Annotated in this window: 13 protein-coding genes; all 13 read left to right on the top strand. The window is 60.2% G+C overall.

Annotation, left to right across the window (positions count from 1 at the left end; all coding sequences use genetic code 11):
* Positions 1-26 precede the first annotated feature (26 nt).
* The 13 genes from AB4O35_RS17720 to nuoF all read left to right on the top strand — a co-directional run bounded on the left by AB4O35_RS17720 (position 27) and on the right by nuoF (position 13,655).
* Positions 27-473, top strand: coding sequence for an NUDIX hydrolase (locus AB4O35_RS17720; RefSeq protein ID WP_065890767.1), 447 nt, complete (start codon positions 27-29; stop codon positions 471-473).
* A gap of 58 nt (positions 474-531) precedes the next feature.
* Positions 532-1,656 (top strand): tRNA 2-thiouridine(34) synthase MnmA, encoded by a 1,125-nt coding sequence (gene mnmA, locus AB4O35_RS17715; protein WP_065946318.1) that lies wholly within the window; start codon positions 532-534, stop codon positions 1,654-1,656.
* On the top strand, positions 1,653-2,276 hold the full coding sequence (hflD, locus tag AB4O35_RS17710; protein ID WP_065872067.1) for a high frequency lysogenization protein HflD: 624 nt from the start codon (positions 1,653-1,655) through the stop codon (positions 2,274-2,276). Before mnmA ends, hflD begins: the two co-directional genes overlap by 4 nt.
* Positions 2,277-2,401: 125 nt before the next feature.
* Complete coding sequence (gene purB / locus AB4O35_RS17705) at positions 2,402-3,772, top strand: adenylosuccinate lyase (protein ID WP_065872066.1); 1,371 nt, start codon at positions 2,402-2,404, stop codon at positions 3,770-3,772.
* Between the two features lie 83 nt (positions 3,773-3,855).
* Complete coding sequence (locus AB4O35_RS17700) at positions 3,856-5,022, top strand: ribosomal protein uL16 3-hydroxylase (RefSeq protein ID WP_049712673.1); 1,167 nt, start codon at positions 3,856-3,858, stop codon at positions 5,020-5,022.
* Positions 5,015-5,437 carry a GNAT family N-acetyltransferase gene (locus AB4O35_RS17695; RefSeq protein WP_049712672.1) on the top strand — a complete coding sequence of 141 codons (423 nt, stop codon included), beginning with the start codon at positions 5,015-5,017 and terminating at the stop codon, positions 5,435-5,437. The genes AB4O35_RS17700 and AB4O35_RS17695 overlap by 8 nt, the downstream gene beginning before the upstream one ends.
* A 205-nt stretch (positions 5,438-5,642) precedes the next feature.
* Positions 5,643-6,380, top strand: coding sequence for a secretin N-terminal domain-containing protein (locus tag AB4O35_RS17690; RefSeq protein WP_065881881.1), 738 nt, complete (start codon positions 5,643-5,645; stop codon positions 6,378-6,380).
* Positions 6,381-6,870: 490 nt separating this feature from the next.
* The gene (aceA, locus tag AB4O35_RS17685) at positions 6,871-8,196 is read left to right on the top strand and encodes an isocitrate lyase (protein ID WP_065872064.1); all 1,326 of its coding nucleotides are present in this window, start codon (positions 6,871-6,873) and stop codon (positions 8,194-8,196) included.
* Positions 8,197-8,847: 651 nt separating this feature from the next.
* Positions 8,848-9,261 carry an NADH-quinone oxidoreductase subunit A gene (locus tag AB4O35_RS17680; protein WP_003219575.1) on the top strand — a complete coding sequence of 138 codons (414 nt, stop codon included), beginning with the start codon at positions 8,848-8,850 and terminating at the stop codon, positions 9,259-9,261.
* Between the two features lie 10 nt (positions 9,262-9,271).
* On the top strand, positions 9,272-9,946 hold the full coding sequence (locus tag AB4O35_RS17675; RefSeq protein WP_012724951.1) for a NuoB/complex I 20 kDa subunit family protein: 675 nt from the start codon (positions 9,272-9,274) through the stop codon (positions 9,944-9,946).
* A gap of 72 nt (positions 9,947-10,018) precedes the next feature.
* Entirely contained in the window at positions 10,019-11,803 is a 1,785-nt protein-coding gene (gene nuoC / locus AB4O35_RS17670; protein WP_065872063.1) for an NADH-quinone oxidoreductase subunit C/D, read from the top strand.
* Positions 11,804-11,805: 2 nt separating this feature from the next.
* Positions 11,806-12,303: an NADH-quinone oxidoreductase subunit NuoE gene (gene nuoE / locus AB4O35_RS17665; RefSeq protein WP_003174721.1), complete on the top strand. Its 498-nt coding sequence runs from the start codon at positions 11,806-11,808 to the stop codon at positions 12,301-12,303.
* On the top strand, positions 12,300-13,655 hold the full coding sequence (nuoF, locus tag AB4O35_RS17660) for an NADH-quinone oxidoreductase subunit NuoF (protein WP_065872061.1): 1,356 nt from the start codon (positions 12,300-12,302) through the stop codon (positions 13,653-13,655). The genes nuoE and nuoF overlap by 4 nt, the downstream gene beginning before the upstream one ends.
* Positions 13,656-13,683 lie beyond the last annotated feature (28 nt).

Here is a 13,683-nt window from a genome sequence, read left to right as displayed (position 1 = left end):
GCCCCTCTGATTCATCGAGAACTCCCATGACCTGGCAACCCCACATCACCGTCGCTACCCTCGTCGAAGACAACGGCCGCTTCCTGATGGTCGAAGAACTCAAGGGCGGCCGCGCCGTACTCAACCAACCCGCCGGCCACCTCGACCCGCATGAAACCCTGATCGAGGCCGCCGTACGCGAAACCCTTGAAGAAACCGGCTGGGACGTCGAAGCCACCAGCCTCGTCGGCATCTACCTGTACACCGCCCCCAGCAATGGCGTGACCTACCAGCGAGTCTGCTTTACCGCCAAAGCCCTGAAACACCACCCGGACTATCAACTCGACGAAGGCATCATCCGCGCCCGCTGGCTGACCCGTGACGAGCTGATGGCCCTGCGCGACAGCTGGCGCAGCGAGCTGATCATCCGCTGTATCGACGATTATCTGGCCGGCCAGCGCCACAGTCTCGAATTGATCCGCCCTTCTCTTTAGCCTTGAAGGCTCGGGCCTGATAGAATCGCGTCCTTTTTCAAGACACCCGTTGAAACCTATGCGTGATCCAGCCCCTTCTGACACCCAAAAGAAGCGCGTCATCGTCGGCATGTCCGGCGGCGTGGATTCTTCCGTTTCCGCCGTTCTGCTCATGGAGCAGGGTTATGAGGTGGAAGGCCTGTTCATGAAGAACTGGGAAGAAGACGATGGAACGGAATATTGCACCGCCATGGACGACCTGGCGGACGCCCAGGCCGTGTGCGACAAGATCGGTATCAAGCTGCACACCGCCAACTTTGCCGCCGAATACTGGGACAACGTGTTCGAGCACTTCCTGGCCGAATACAAGGCCGGCCGCACGCCGAACCCAGACATCCTGTGTAACCGTGAAATCAAGTTCAAGGCGTTCCTCGACTACGCGATGACGCTCGACGCCGATCTGATCGCCACTGGCCACTACGTGCGCCGCCGCGACATCGAGGGCCGCACCGAACTGCTCAAGGGCCTGGACCCGAACAAGGACCAGAGCTACTTCCTGCACGCCGTTGGCGGTGAACAGATCGCCAAGACCCTGTTCCCGGTGGGTGAGCTGGAAAAGCCCGAAGTACGCAGGATCGCCGAGAAACACGGCCTGGCCACCGCCAAAAAGAAGGATTCGACCGGGATCTGCTTTATCGGCGAGCGCCGCTTCAGCGACTTCCTCAAGCAATACCTGCCGGCGCAACCGGGTGAAATCAAAACCACCGAAGGCGACGTCATCGGCCGTCACCATGGCCTGATGTACCACACCATCGGCCAGCGCCAGGGCTTGGGCATTGGCGGCTTGAAAGACGCCGGTGAAGAGCCGTGGTACGTGCTGGTCAAGGACCTGGAACACAACGTGCTGATTGTTGGCCAGGGCAACGAACATCCATTGCTGTTCTCCGGCGCCCTGCTGGCTTCCGAGATCTATTGGGTCAACCCGATCGACCTGAGCAGCCCGCGTCGCCTGACCGCCAAAGTGCGCTATCGCCAGGGCGATCAGCCCTGCACCCTGGAAAAAACCGCCACCGGCTATCGTGCGACGTTCGATGACCCGCAGCGCGCAGTCACCCCTGGCCAGTCCGTGGTGTTCTATGACGGCGAAATCTGCCTGGGCGGCGGCGTGATTGAAGTGGCCGAAGCCTGGAGCAACCCCGCATGAGCCCGACCCAGGAGCAATTGACCGCGCTGGGCGGGGTTTTCCTTGCTGCGGTGTTGGTGGACAAGATCGCCAAGACCGGCCAGGTCACCGAAGCCGGACTGACCTGCATGCTTGGCAGCCTGCTGATCCGCGACCCCAAGGACACCCTGGAAGTCTACGGGGGTGACGATATCGCGCTGCGTGAAGGTTACCGCGCGCTGATCGGCGCCCTTGAGCGCGACCCCAGCACCTTGCAGCGCGAGCCGTTGCGCTACGCGCTGTCGATGCTCGGCCTTGAGCGTCAACTGGCCAAGCGCGAGGACATGCTCGAGGTCATCGGCAAGCGCCTGCCGCAAATCCAATCCCAAGTGGAACACTTCGGCCCGGCCCACGAAAACGTGGTTGCCGCCTGCGGTGCGCTGTACCAGGACACCTTGAGCACCTTGCGCCAACGAATCCAGGTACACGGCGACATGCGCAACCTGCAACAGCCAAACAACGCCTCGAAAATCCGCGCCCTGCTTCTGGCCGGTATTCGCTCGGCGCGCTTGTGGCGCCAGTTGGGCGGACATCGTTGGCAGTTGGTCATCAGCCGTCGCAAATTGCTCAAAGAACTTTACCCGTTGATGCGCAACGAATAAGTCGCACCAGCCGCTCATTTTCAAGCCGTTACGCGTAATACGCCGGTCAGTTGGCAACGGACCGGCGGATTTTTTCATGTATGATACGCGCCCCATTTCGTTGCCCGACTGTCCGAGAACACCCCATGCAGCTTTCTTCGCTCACTGCGGTTTCCCCTGTTGACGGCCGCTACGCCGGCAAAACCCAGGCCCTGCGCCCTATTTTCAGCGAATACGGCCTGATCCGTGCTCGCGTACTGGTTGAAGTGCGCTGGCTCCAGCGCCTGGCCGCTCACCCCGCCATCAGCGAAGTGCCGGCGTTTTCCGCGCAAGCCAACGCTGTGCTCAACACCTTGGCGGAAAACTTCTCCCTGGAGCACGCCGAGCGTGTGAAAGAGATCGAGCGCACCACCAACCACGACGTCAAAGCCATCGAATACTTGCTGAAAGAGCAAGCGGCCAAGCTGCCGGAATTGGCCCAGGTCAGCGAGTTCATCCACTTTGCCTGCACCAGCGAGGACATCAACAACCTGTCCCACGCCCTGATGCTGCGCGAAGGCCGTGATGACGTCATGCTGCCGCTGATGCGCCAGACCGCTGAAGCCATCCGCGAACTGGCTATCCGTTTCGCCGATGTGCCGATGCTGTCGCGCACCCACGGCCAGCCGGCATCGCCAACGACCTTGGGCAAAGAACTGGCCAACGTGGTGTACCGCCTGGAGCGCCAGATCGCTCAGGTCGCAGCCGTGCCACTGCTGGGCAAGATCAATGGCGCCGTAGGCAACTACAACGCCCACTTGTCCGCCTACCCTGAGATCGACTGGGAAGCCAACGCCCGCGCCTTCATCGAAGACGAGCTGGGCCTGGGCTTCAACCCGTACACCACGCAGATCGAACCGCACGACTACATTGCCGAGCTGTTCGACGCCATTGCGCGCTTCAACACCATCCTGATCGACTTCGATCGCGATATCTGGGGCTACATCTCCCTGGGCTACTTCAAGCAGCGCACCATTGCCGGTGAAATCGGTTCGTCGACCATGCCGCACAAGGTCAACCCGATCGACTTCGAAAACTCCGAAGGCAACCTCGGCATCGCCAACGCCCTGTTCCAGCACCTGGCCAGCAAGTTGCCGATCTCCCGCTGGCAGCGCGACCTGACCGACTCCACCGTACTGCGCAACCTCGGTGTGGGCTTCGCTCACAGCGTGATCGCCTACGAAGCCAGCCTCAAAGGCATCAGCAAGCTTGAGCTCAACGCGCAGAAGATCGCCGCTGACCTGGACGCGTGCTGGGAAGTCCTGGCCGAGCCAATCCAGACCGTGATGCGCCGCTACAACATCGAAAACCCTTACGAGAAGCTGAAAGAGTTGACGCGCGGCAAGGGCATCAGCCCCGAAGCACTGCAAACTTTCATCGACGGCCTGGACATGCCAGCCGCCGCCAAGGCCGAGCTGAAGCTGCTGACCCCGGCCAACTACATCGGCAACGCTGTAGAGCAAGCCAAGCGCATCTGATTACCGCAAGACCCTTGAGACGCCCGGCCGCGCCGGGCGTTTTTATTTCAGTCTGAAAAGTGCATTTTTTCAATAGGTTACACATGAATCCTGATATCCCTCTTCAACTTCTGGGCGGCATCACGGCACGGGAATTCCTGCGCGACTATTGGCAGAAAAAACCGCTGCTGATTCGTCAGGCCATTCCTGATTTCGAAAGCCCGATCGACGCCGACGAACTGGCCGGCCTGGCCCTAGAAGAAGAAGTCGAATCGCGCCTGGTGATCGAACACGGCGAGCGTCCGTGGGAACTGCGTCGCGGCCCGTTCGCTGAAGACGCCTTCAGCACCCTGCCCGAGCGTGAGTGGACCCTGCTGGTGCAGGCCGTCGACCAGTTCGTACCGGAAGTGGCCGAGCTGCTGGAGCAGTTCCGCTTTCTGCCGAGCTGGCGCATCGACGATGTGATGATCAGCTTTGCGGCCCCGGGTGGCAGCGTGGGTCCGCACTTCGACAACTACGATGTGTTCCTGCTGCAAGCCCAGGGCAAGCGCAACTGGAAGATCGGCCAGATGTGCAGCTCCGAAAGCCCGCTGCTGCAACACGCTGACCTGCGTATCCTCGCCGAATTTGAAGAAAGCGCCGAATGGGTCCTGGAACCGGGCGACATGCTCTACCTGCCGCCGCGCCTGGCGCACTTCGGCATTGCCGAAGATGACTGCATGACCTACTCGGTCGGCTTCCGCGCGCCAAGCGCTGCTGAAGTGCTGACCCACTTCACCGACTTCCTGGCCCAGTACCTGACCGACGAAGAGCGTTACACCGACGCCGACGCCCAACCCGTCAGCGACCCGCACCAGATCCAGAGCGACGCCCTCGACCGCCTCAAGAGCCTGCTGGCCGAGCACATGAGCGACGAGCGCATGCTGCTGACCTGGTTCGGCCAGTTCATGACCGAGCCACGTTACCCGGAACTGGTGGCCGGTGAAGAAGTGGGCGAAGAAGACTTCATCAGCAGCCTGCAAGACGGCGCGATCCTCGTGCGCAACCCGAGCGCGCGAATGGCCTGGTCGGAAGTGGACGACGACGTGCTGCTGTTCGCCAGCGGCCAGAGCCGTTACTTGCCAGGCAAATTGCGCGAGCTGTTGAAGCTGATCTGCGCCGCCGACGCCTTGCATGCTGAAAACCTCGGCCCATGGCTGGCGGATGAAGACGGTCGCGACCTGCTGTGCGAATTGGTCAAGCAAGGCAGCCTGGGATTTGCCGATGAATAAGATTCACGTACGTGTCGCGGACTGGCGAAAGGATATCGACGAGATTCGGCGCATTCGTGAAGCGGTGTTTATCGCTGAACAATCGGTTCCACCGGAGCTGGAGTGGGACGCGGACGACGCTGGCGCCATGCACTTTCTTGCATTTGAAGGCGACTTTCCTATCGGCACTGCTCGCCTGCTGCCCAGCGGCGAGATTGGTCGCGTGTCGGTGCTCAAGGACTGGCGCGGGCTGAAGGTCGGCGACAAGCTGATGGAAGCGGTGATTGGCGAGGCCGAGAAACGCGGCCAGACCCGGCAGTTTCTGAGTGCGCAGGTTTATGCGGCGCCGTTCTATGAGCGGTTGGGTTTCAAGATTGTCAGTGATGAGTTTCTTGAAGTCGGGATTCCGCATGTGGATATGGTGCGCGGGGACTGATCCGGGGCACTGGTTTGTAGTGAGCGGGCTTGCCCCGCGCTGGGCTGCGCAGCAGCCCTAAAACCAGACGCCGAGTTCTTCCAGAAAGAACTCGGCGTTTTTATTGGGGCTGCTGCGCAGCCCAGCGCGGGGCAAGCCCGCTCACTACACGCCAGGCCGACAAACTGGCAAACTCAAGCCCAAATGACTCGCAGAGATCACGGACATGTCCCTACGCACCCTGCTCACCGCCCTTCTCCTGACCGCCAGCGTCTCGGCCATGGCCGACACTGAAGTCGTCAACCTGAGCAACCGCACCAGCGCCGACCTACTGCCTGTGGCACAGAACTTCATTGGCAAGGACGGCACCGTCAGTGCCTACGGCAACCAACTGATCGTTAAGGCCGACCCCGCCAAGATCCAGGACTTGCGCGCCCTGCTCTCGCAACTGGACACCCCGGCCAAGCGCTTGCTGATCACCGTCGACACCAACGAAAGCAATCAGCAGAACAGCGGCGACAGCCAGACCCGCATCATCAGCTACGGCACCACCAGCCGCGACGGCGGTATCCAGCAGATCCAGGCCAGTGAAGGCGTACCCGCCTTGATCCAGGTGGGTCAAAGCGTACCGCTCACTACCACCCAGCAAGACAGCTATGGCCGTCTGCAAAACCAGACCCAGTACCGCAACGTCACCCAGGGCTTCTACGTCACAGCCAGCGTCACCGGTGAAACCGTGCACCTGGCAATCAGTACCAACCGTGACCGCATGAGCCAGGAACGTCCCGATGTAGTGAACGTGCAAAGCACCGACACAACCGTCAGCGGGCAGTTGGGCGAGTGGATTACCCTGGCTGGCATCAATCGCGAAACCCAGGCCGACAAATCCTCTACAACCCGCAGCTACTCTACTCAGGGCCGCGACGACCTAACGGTGCGGGTCAAGGTCGACACCCTGAACTGAAGCACCAAAAACTGACTGATGAGTCGTATTAGACTAAAGATGTAGTGCTCAAAAAAAAGCACTACAAACCATTTGACGATCCAAAAAAGCATGGGCATGATGGCCTCGCTCCCGCTAATCAGGGGCCCTGGCAAGGGCCTTCGGATCGCCGCTCTAAGCTACCCACCTGAGCCGATTCGTGTCTGTACCGCCCACAAGGTGTGTTTGACGAGGTTGCGACTGGAACGAAGTTGTCCCGAGGGACGGAAGCTAACCAGGTAACCCGGCTACACGCTGCTGAACACCTAAGGGCCCACGACGCCTGAAGACTGTTCCTGGTCTGCCTTTACCTGCTCCCCCCTCTCGCCAATCGTTCATCCCGTCGCATTCCCCGCCAGACCCGACATGACCGCCTAAGCTTCTGGTCAGCGAGCAGCCCTGCCCACGCATTGAATGCAGGGCTGGCAAATGGATTTTTCCACCACACGAAGACGCGACGAGGTTTACTTCCATGGCACTGACACGCGAACAGCAAATTGCAGCCCTTGAGAAAGACTGGGCTGAAAACCCACGCTGGAAAGGCGTGACCCGCGCTTATTCCGCTGCTGACGTCGTCCGCCTGCGTGGCTCGGTTCAACCTGAGCACACCTTTGCAAAACTCGGCGCCGAGAAGCTGTGGAACCTGGTCACCCAAGGTGCCAAGCCTTCCTTCCGTCCCGACAAAGATTTCGTCAACTGCATGGGCGCCCTTACCGGTGGCCAGGCAGTCCAACAGGTCAAAGCCGGTATCCAGGCAATCTACCTGTCCGGCTGGCAAGTGGCGGCGGACAACAACTCCGCTGAATCCATGTACCCCGACCAATCGCTGTACCCGGTGGATTCGGTTCCAACCGTGGTCAAGCGCATCAACAACTCGTTCCGTCGTGCCGACCAGATCCAATGGAAAGCCGGCAAAGGTCCGGGCGACGAAGGCTACATCGACTACTTCGCCCCCATCGTGGCTGACGCTGAAGCCGGTTTCGGCGGCGTACTCAACGCCTACGAGCTGATGAAGAGCATGATCGAGGCAGGCGCTGCCGGCGTGCACTTCGAAGACCAACTGGCTTCGGTGAAGAAGTGCGGCCACATGGGCGGCAAGGTACTGGTGCCAACCCAGGAAGCCGTACAGAAGCTGACCGCTGCCCGCCTGGCCGCTGACGTTGCCGGCACACCGACCATCATCCTGGCGCGTACCGATGCCAACGCCGCTGACTTGCTGACCTCCGACTGCGACCCGTACGACCAGCCATTCGTGACCGGCGAACGCACCCAGGAAGGTTTCTACAAAGTGCGCGCCGGTCTCGACCAGGCGATCGCCCGTGGCCTGGCCTACGCGCCGTACGCCGATCTGATCTGGTGCGAAACCGCCAAGCCGGACCTGGACGAAGCCCGTCGTTTCGCCGAAGCGATCAAGAAGGAATACCCGGACCAACTGCTGTCGTACAACTGCTCGCCTTCCTTCAACTGGAAGAAAAACCTGGACGACGCGACCATCGCCAAGTTCCAGCGCGAACTGTCCGCCATGGGCTACAAGCACCAGTTCATCACCCTGGCCGGCATTCACAACATGTGGCACAGCATGTTCAACCTGGCGCACGACTACGCCCGCAACGACATGACCGCCTACGTGAAGCTGCAGGAGCAAGAGTTCGCTGACGCCGCCAAGGGCTACACCTTCGTGGCGCACCAGCAGGAAGTGGGCACCGGCTACTTCGACGACATGACCACCGTGATCCAGGGCGGCTCCTCGTCCGTGACCGCGCTGACCGGTTCGACCGAAGAAGAGCAGTTCCACTAAGTATCGAGTACACGGCCACTGCGTAACCGTTCAAAAGCTAACCGCAGTGCCGCACAACAATCACGCCCCGACTGGTTCGGGGCGTTTTTTTGCGTGAAAAAATCTGACTGACGCAATGCAGAGCAGATGTTGGAGCTGGCTTGCCTACGATGGCGGCGTGCCAGTCACCACATTCTTTTGCTGACACACCGCCATCGCGGGCAAGCCCGGCTCCCACAGAGACCGAGCCGGGTACTTTTTGTGCAAAACATTGATCCAGAGCGGTATTTGCCAGAGCCCAATCGGTTAAAAGATCCCCATCGGCAACTAAGCCGCAATCAACCAAGTAACGGCAACTTCCCGCGCCACACGAGAAACATTCGCTTAAACCCCACGCAAACAATATTCATTATCATTTGACTCATAAAAACTTCGTTACCGGTTAAACAAAACACATTTGATTAAATGCCCGCTAATGCCCGCCCCATAAGGGCTACAGCCCCAAGAAGGTGCACTATGTGCTTATTCCATCGAATAATTTCGCCCTAGGAATTTTACTTGCCCGGTGTTTAGCCATAAAATCACCGCGATTGATTGCAGTGCGACATATCGTCACTGCATCGTTACTTTTTCGAGCTCAGAGACCTTTGCTCTCTGTTAAGGATTTCCAGCATGACCGAAGCGACAGGACTCATGGCCCACAACTGGGGCTTTGCCATTTTCCTCCTCGGTGTTGTCGGCCTTTGCGCCTTCATGCTCGGTGTCTCCAGCCTCCTCGGGTCAAAAGCCTGGGGCCGCAGCAAGAATGAACCGTTCGAGTCCGGCATGCTGCCTACAGGTGGCGCCCGCTTGCGGCTCTCAGCCAAATTCTATCTGGTCGCGATGCTGTTCGTGATCTTCGATATCGAAGCCCTTTTTCTCTTTGCCTGGTCTGTGTCCGTCCGCGAAAGCGGCTGGACCGGATTCGTCGAAGCCCTCGTTTTCATAGCAATTCTGTTGGCAGGCCTTGTCTACTTGTTCCGAGTGGGCGCCCTTGATTGGGCTCCGGAAGCTCGTCGTAAGCGGCAAGCGAAGCTGAAACAATGAGGCTTTGGCGATGCAATACAATCTCACCAGGATCGACCCGGATGCTCCTAACGATCAGTACCCTATCGGCGAACGGGAAACCGTTTCCGATCCGTTAGAAGATCAAGTCCACAAAAACATCTACATGGGCAAGCTGGAAGACGTGCTGAGTGGCGCGGTCAACTGGGGGCGTAAAAACTCCCTGTGGCCGTACAACTTCGGTCTGTCCTGCTGCTACGTGGAAATGACCACCGCCTTTACGGCGCCCCACGATATCGCGCGCTTTGGCGCCGAAGTTATCCGGGCATCGCCGCGTCAGGCGGATTTCATGGTTATCGCCGGTACCTGCTTTATCAAGATGGCGCCGATCATTCAGCGTCTCTACGAGCAAATGCTCGAACCAAAGTGGGTTATCTCCATGGGTTCGTGCGCCAACTCCGGTGGCATGTACGACATCTACTCCGTGGTTCAAGGGGTGGACAAGTTCCTGCCCGTGGACGTCTACGTGCCTGGCTGCCCGCCCCGCCCTGAAGCGTTCTTGCAAGGCTTGATGCTGTTGCAGGAATCGATTGGCAAGGAGCGTCGCCCGCTTTCCTGGGTCGTCGGCGATCAAGGCGTGTATCGCGCCGAGATGCCGTCGCAAAAGGAACAGCGCCGCGAACAGCGTATCGCAGTCACCAACCTGCGCAGCCCCGACGAAGTCTGATCCAGCACCGCTTCTTTTATAGAACGAAAACCTGGCTTCATTCTTTACGTTGACCGAAAGCGATAAAAAACCATGACTACAGGCAGCGCTCTGTACATCCCGCCTTATAAGGCAGACGACCAGGATGTGGTCGTCGAACTCAATAACCGTTTTGGCCCTGACGCCTTCACCGCCCAGGCCACACGCACCGGTATGCCGGTGCTGTGGGTGGCGCGTGCCAAGCTTGTCGAAGTCCTGACCTTCCTGCGCAACCTGCCCAAGCCGTACGTCATGCTCTATGACCTGCATGGCGTGGACGAGCGTCTGCGCACCAAGCGTCAAGGCCTGCCGAGCGGCGCCGATTTCACCGTGTTCTATCACCTGCTGTCGATCGAACGTAACAGCGACGTGATGATCAAGGTCGCGCTGTCCGAAAGCGACCTGAGCGTACCGACCGTGACCGGCATCTGGCCGAACGCCAGCTGGTACGAGCGTGAAGTCTGGGACATGTTCGGTATCGACTTCCCGGGCCACCCGCACCTGACGCGCATCATGATGCCGCCCACTTGGGAAGGTCACCCGCTGCGCAAGGACTTCCCTGCCCGCGCCACCGAATTCGACCCGTACAGCCTCAACCTCGCCAAGCAACAGCTTGAAGAAGAGGCCGCGCGCTTCCGTCCGGAAGACTGGGGCATGAAACGCTCCGGCACCAACGAGGACTACATGTTCCTCAACCTGGGCCCGAACCACCCTTCGGCTCACGGTGCCTTCCGTATCATCCTGCAACTGGACGGCGAAGAAATCGTCGACTGCGTGCCGGACATCGGCTACCACCACCGTGGTGCCGAGAAGATGGCCGAACGTCAGTCGTGGCACAGCTTCATCCCGTACACCGACCGTATCGACTACCTCGGCGGCGTGATGAACAACCTGCCGTACGTGCTCTCGGTCGAGAAGCTGGCCGGCATCAAGGTACCGGACCGCGTCGACACCATCCGCATCATGATGGCCGAGTTCTTCCGGATCACCAGCCACCTGCTGTTCCTGGGCACCTATATCCAGGACGTTGGCGCCATGACCCCGGTGTTCTTCACCTTCACCGACCGTCAGCGTGCCTACAAGGTCATCGAAGCCATCACTGGCTTCCGCCTGCACCCGGCTTGGTACCGCATCGGCGGTGTGGCCCACGACCTGCCGAATGGCTGGGAGCGCCTGGTCAAGGAATTCATCGACTGGATGCCCAAGCGTCTGGACGAGTACCAAAAGGCAGCGCTGGACAACAGCATCCTCAAAGGCCGTACCATCGGCGTCGCCCAGTACAACACCAAAGAAGCCCTGGAATGGGGCGTCACCGGTGCTGGCCTGCGTTCGACCGGCTGCGATTTCGACCTGCGTAAAGCGCGCCCGTACTCCGGCTACGAGAACTTCGAATTCGAAGTCCCGCTGGCGGCCAACGGCGATGCCTACGACCGTTGCATCGTGCGCGTCGAAGAAATGCGCCAGAGCCTGAAGATCATCGAGCAGTGCATGCGCAACATGCCGGCCGGCCCGTACAAGGCGGATCACCCGCTGACCACGCCGCCGCCGAAAGAGCGCACGCTGCAGCACATCGAAACCCTGATCACGCACTTCCTGCAGGTTTCGTGGGGCCCGGTAATGCCGGCCAACGAATCCTTCCAGATGATTGAAGCGACCAAGGGTATCAACAGTTATTACCTGACGAGCGATGGCGGCACCATGAGCTACCGCACCCGGATTCGTACCCCAAGCTTCCCGCACTTGCAGCAGATCCCTTCGGTGATCAAAGGCGAGATGGTCGCGGACTTGATTGCGTACCTGGGTAGTATCGATTTCGTTATGGCCGACGTGGACCGCTAAGCATGAATAGCACGCTTATCCAGACAGACCGTTTCACCCTGAGTGAAACCGAGCGCTCGGCCATCGAGCACGAGCTGCATCACTACGAAGACCCGCGCGCGGCGTCGATCGAAGCCTTGAAGATCGTCCAGAAGGAACGTGGCTGGGTGCCTGACGGTGCCCTCTACGCCATCGGCGAGATCCTTGGCATCCCCGCGAGCGACGTTGAAGGCGTGGCGACGTTCTACAGCCAGATCTTCCGCCAGCCGGTGGGTCGCCACATCATTCGCGTGTGCGACAGCATGGTTTGCTACATCGGTGGCCACGAGTCGGTGGTCAGCGAGATCCAGAACAAACTGGGCATCGGCCTCGGCCAGACCACCCCGGACGGCCGCTTCACGCTGCTGCCGGTGTGCTGCCTGGGCAACTGCGACAAGGCGCCGGCGTTGATGATCGACGACGACACATTCGGTGACGTACAGCCTGCTGGCGTGACCCAATTGCTCGAGGGCTACCCATGACCCTGACCTCTTTCGGCCCGGCCAACCTGATCAAGCGTTCGGCCGAGACTCACCCGCTGACCTGGCGCCTGCGTGACGACGGCGAGCCGGTATGGCTCGACGAGTACCAGGCCAAGAACGGTTACGCCGCTGCGCGCAAAGCCTTCGCCGACATGGCCCAGGACGATATCGTCCAGACCGTGAAAGACGCCGGCCTTAAAGGCCGCGGCGGTGCAGGTTTCCCCACGGGTGTTAAGTGGGGCCTGATGCCCAAGGACGAATCCATCAACATCCGCTACCTGCTGTGCAACGCGGATGAAATGGAACCGAACACCTGGAAAGACCGCATGCTGATGGAGCAACTGCCCCATCTGCTGATCGAAGGCATGCTGATCAGCGCCCGCGCATTGAAAACCTACCGTGGCTACATCTTCCTGCGTGGCGAATACACCACCGCCGCCAAGCACCTCAACCGTGCGGTGCAGGAAGCCAAGGCAGCGGGCCTGCTGGGCAAGAACATCCTTGGTTCGGGTTTCGACTTCGAACTGTTCGTGCACACCGGCGCCGGGCGTTATATCTGCGGTGAAGAAACCGCACTGATCAACTCTCTCGAAGGCCGCCGCGCCAACCCGCGCTCCAAGCCGCCCTTCCCTGCCGCCGTGGGCGTGTGGGGCAAGCCAACCTGCGTGAACAACGTGGAAACCCTGTGCAACGTGCCGGCGATCATCGCCGACGGCGTCGACTGGTACAAATCGTTGGCTCGCGAAGGCAGCGAAGACATGGGCACCAAGCTCATGGGCTTCTCCGGCAAGGTCAAGAACCCTGGCCTGTGGGAGCTGCCATTCGGCGTGACCGCGCGCGAGCTGTTCGAGGACTACGCCGGCGGCATGCGCGACGGCTACACCTTGAAAGCCTGGCAGCCAGGCGGCGCCGGTACCGGTTTCCTGCTGCCTGAGCACCTCGACGCGCAAATGTATGCCGGCGGCATCGGCAAGGTGGGCACCCGGATGGGTACCGGCCTGGCGATGGCGGTCGACAACACGGTGAACATGGTTTCGTTGCTGCGCAACATGGAGCAGTTCTTCGCACGTGAATCGTGCGGTTTCTGCACCCCCTGCCGCGACGGCCTGCCATGGAGCGTGAAGCTGCTGATGGCCCTGGAAAATGGCGAAGGCCGCGAGGGTGATATCGAAACCCTGCTCGGCCTGGTCGGCTTCCTTGGCCCAGGCAAGACCTTCTGTGCTCACGCACCGGGCGCCGTGGAGCCATTGGGCAGCGCAATCAAATACTTCCGCTCGGAGTTCGAAGCCGGCATCGCGCCTACCAGCGCCGCCGTCCCGCCTCTGGCGAGGCCGATCGTAGTCGGCGCGTAACGCTTTAAAAGGCGAAGGGTTCGTGCCT

This window comes from Pseudomonas sp. H1_A03 (assembly GCF_054685145.1).
This window is presented reverse-complemented; position numbering and strand designations above follow the sequence as displayed.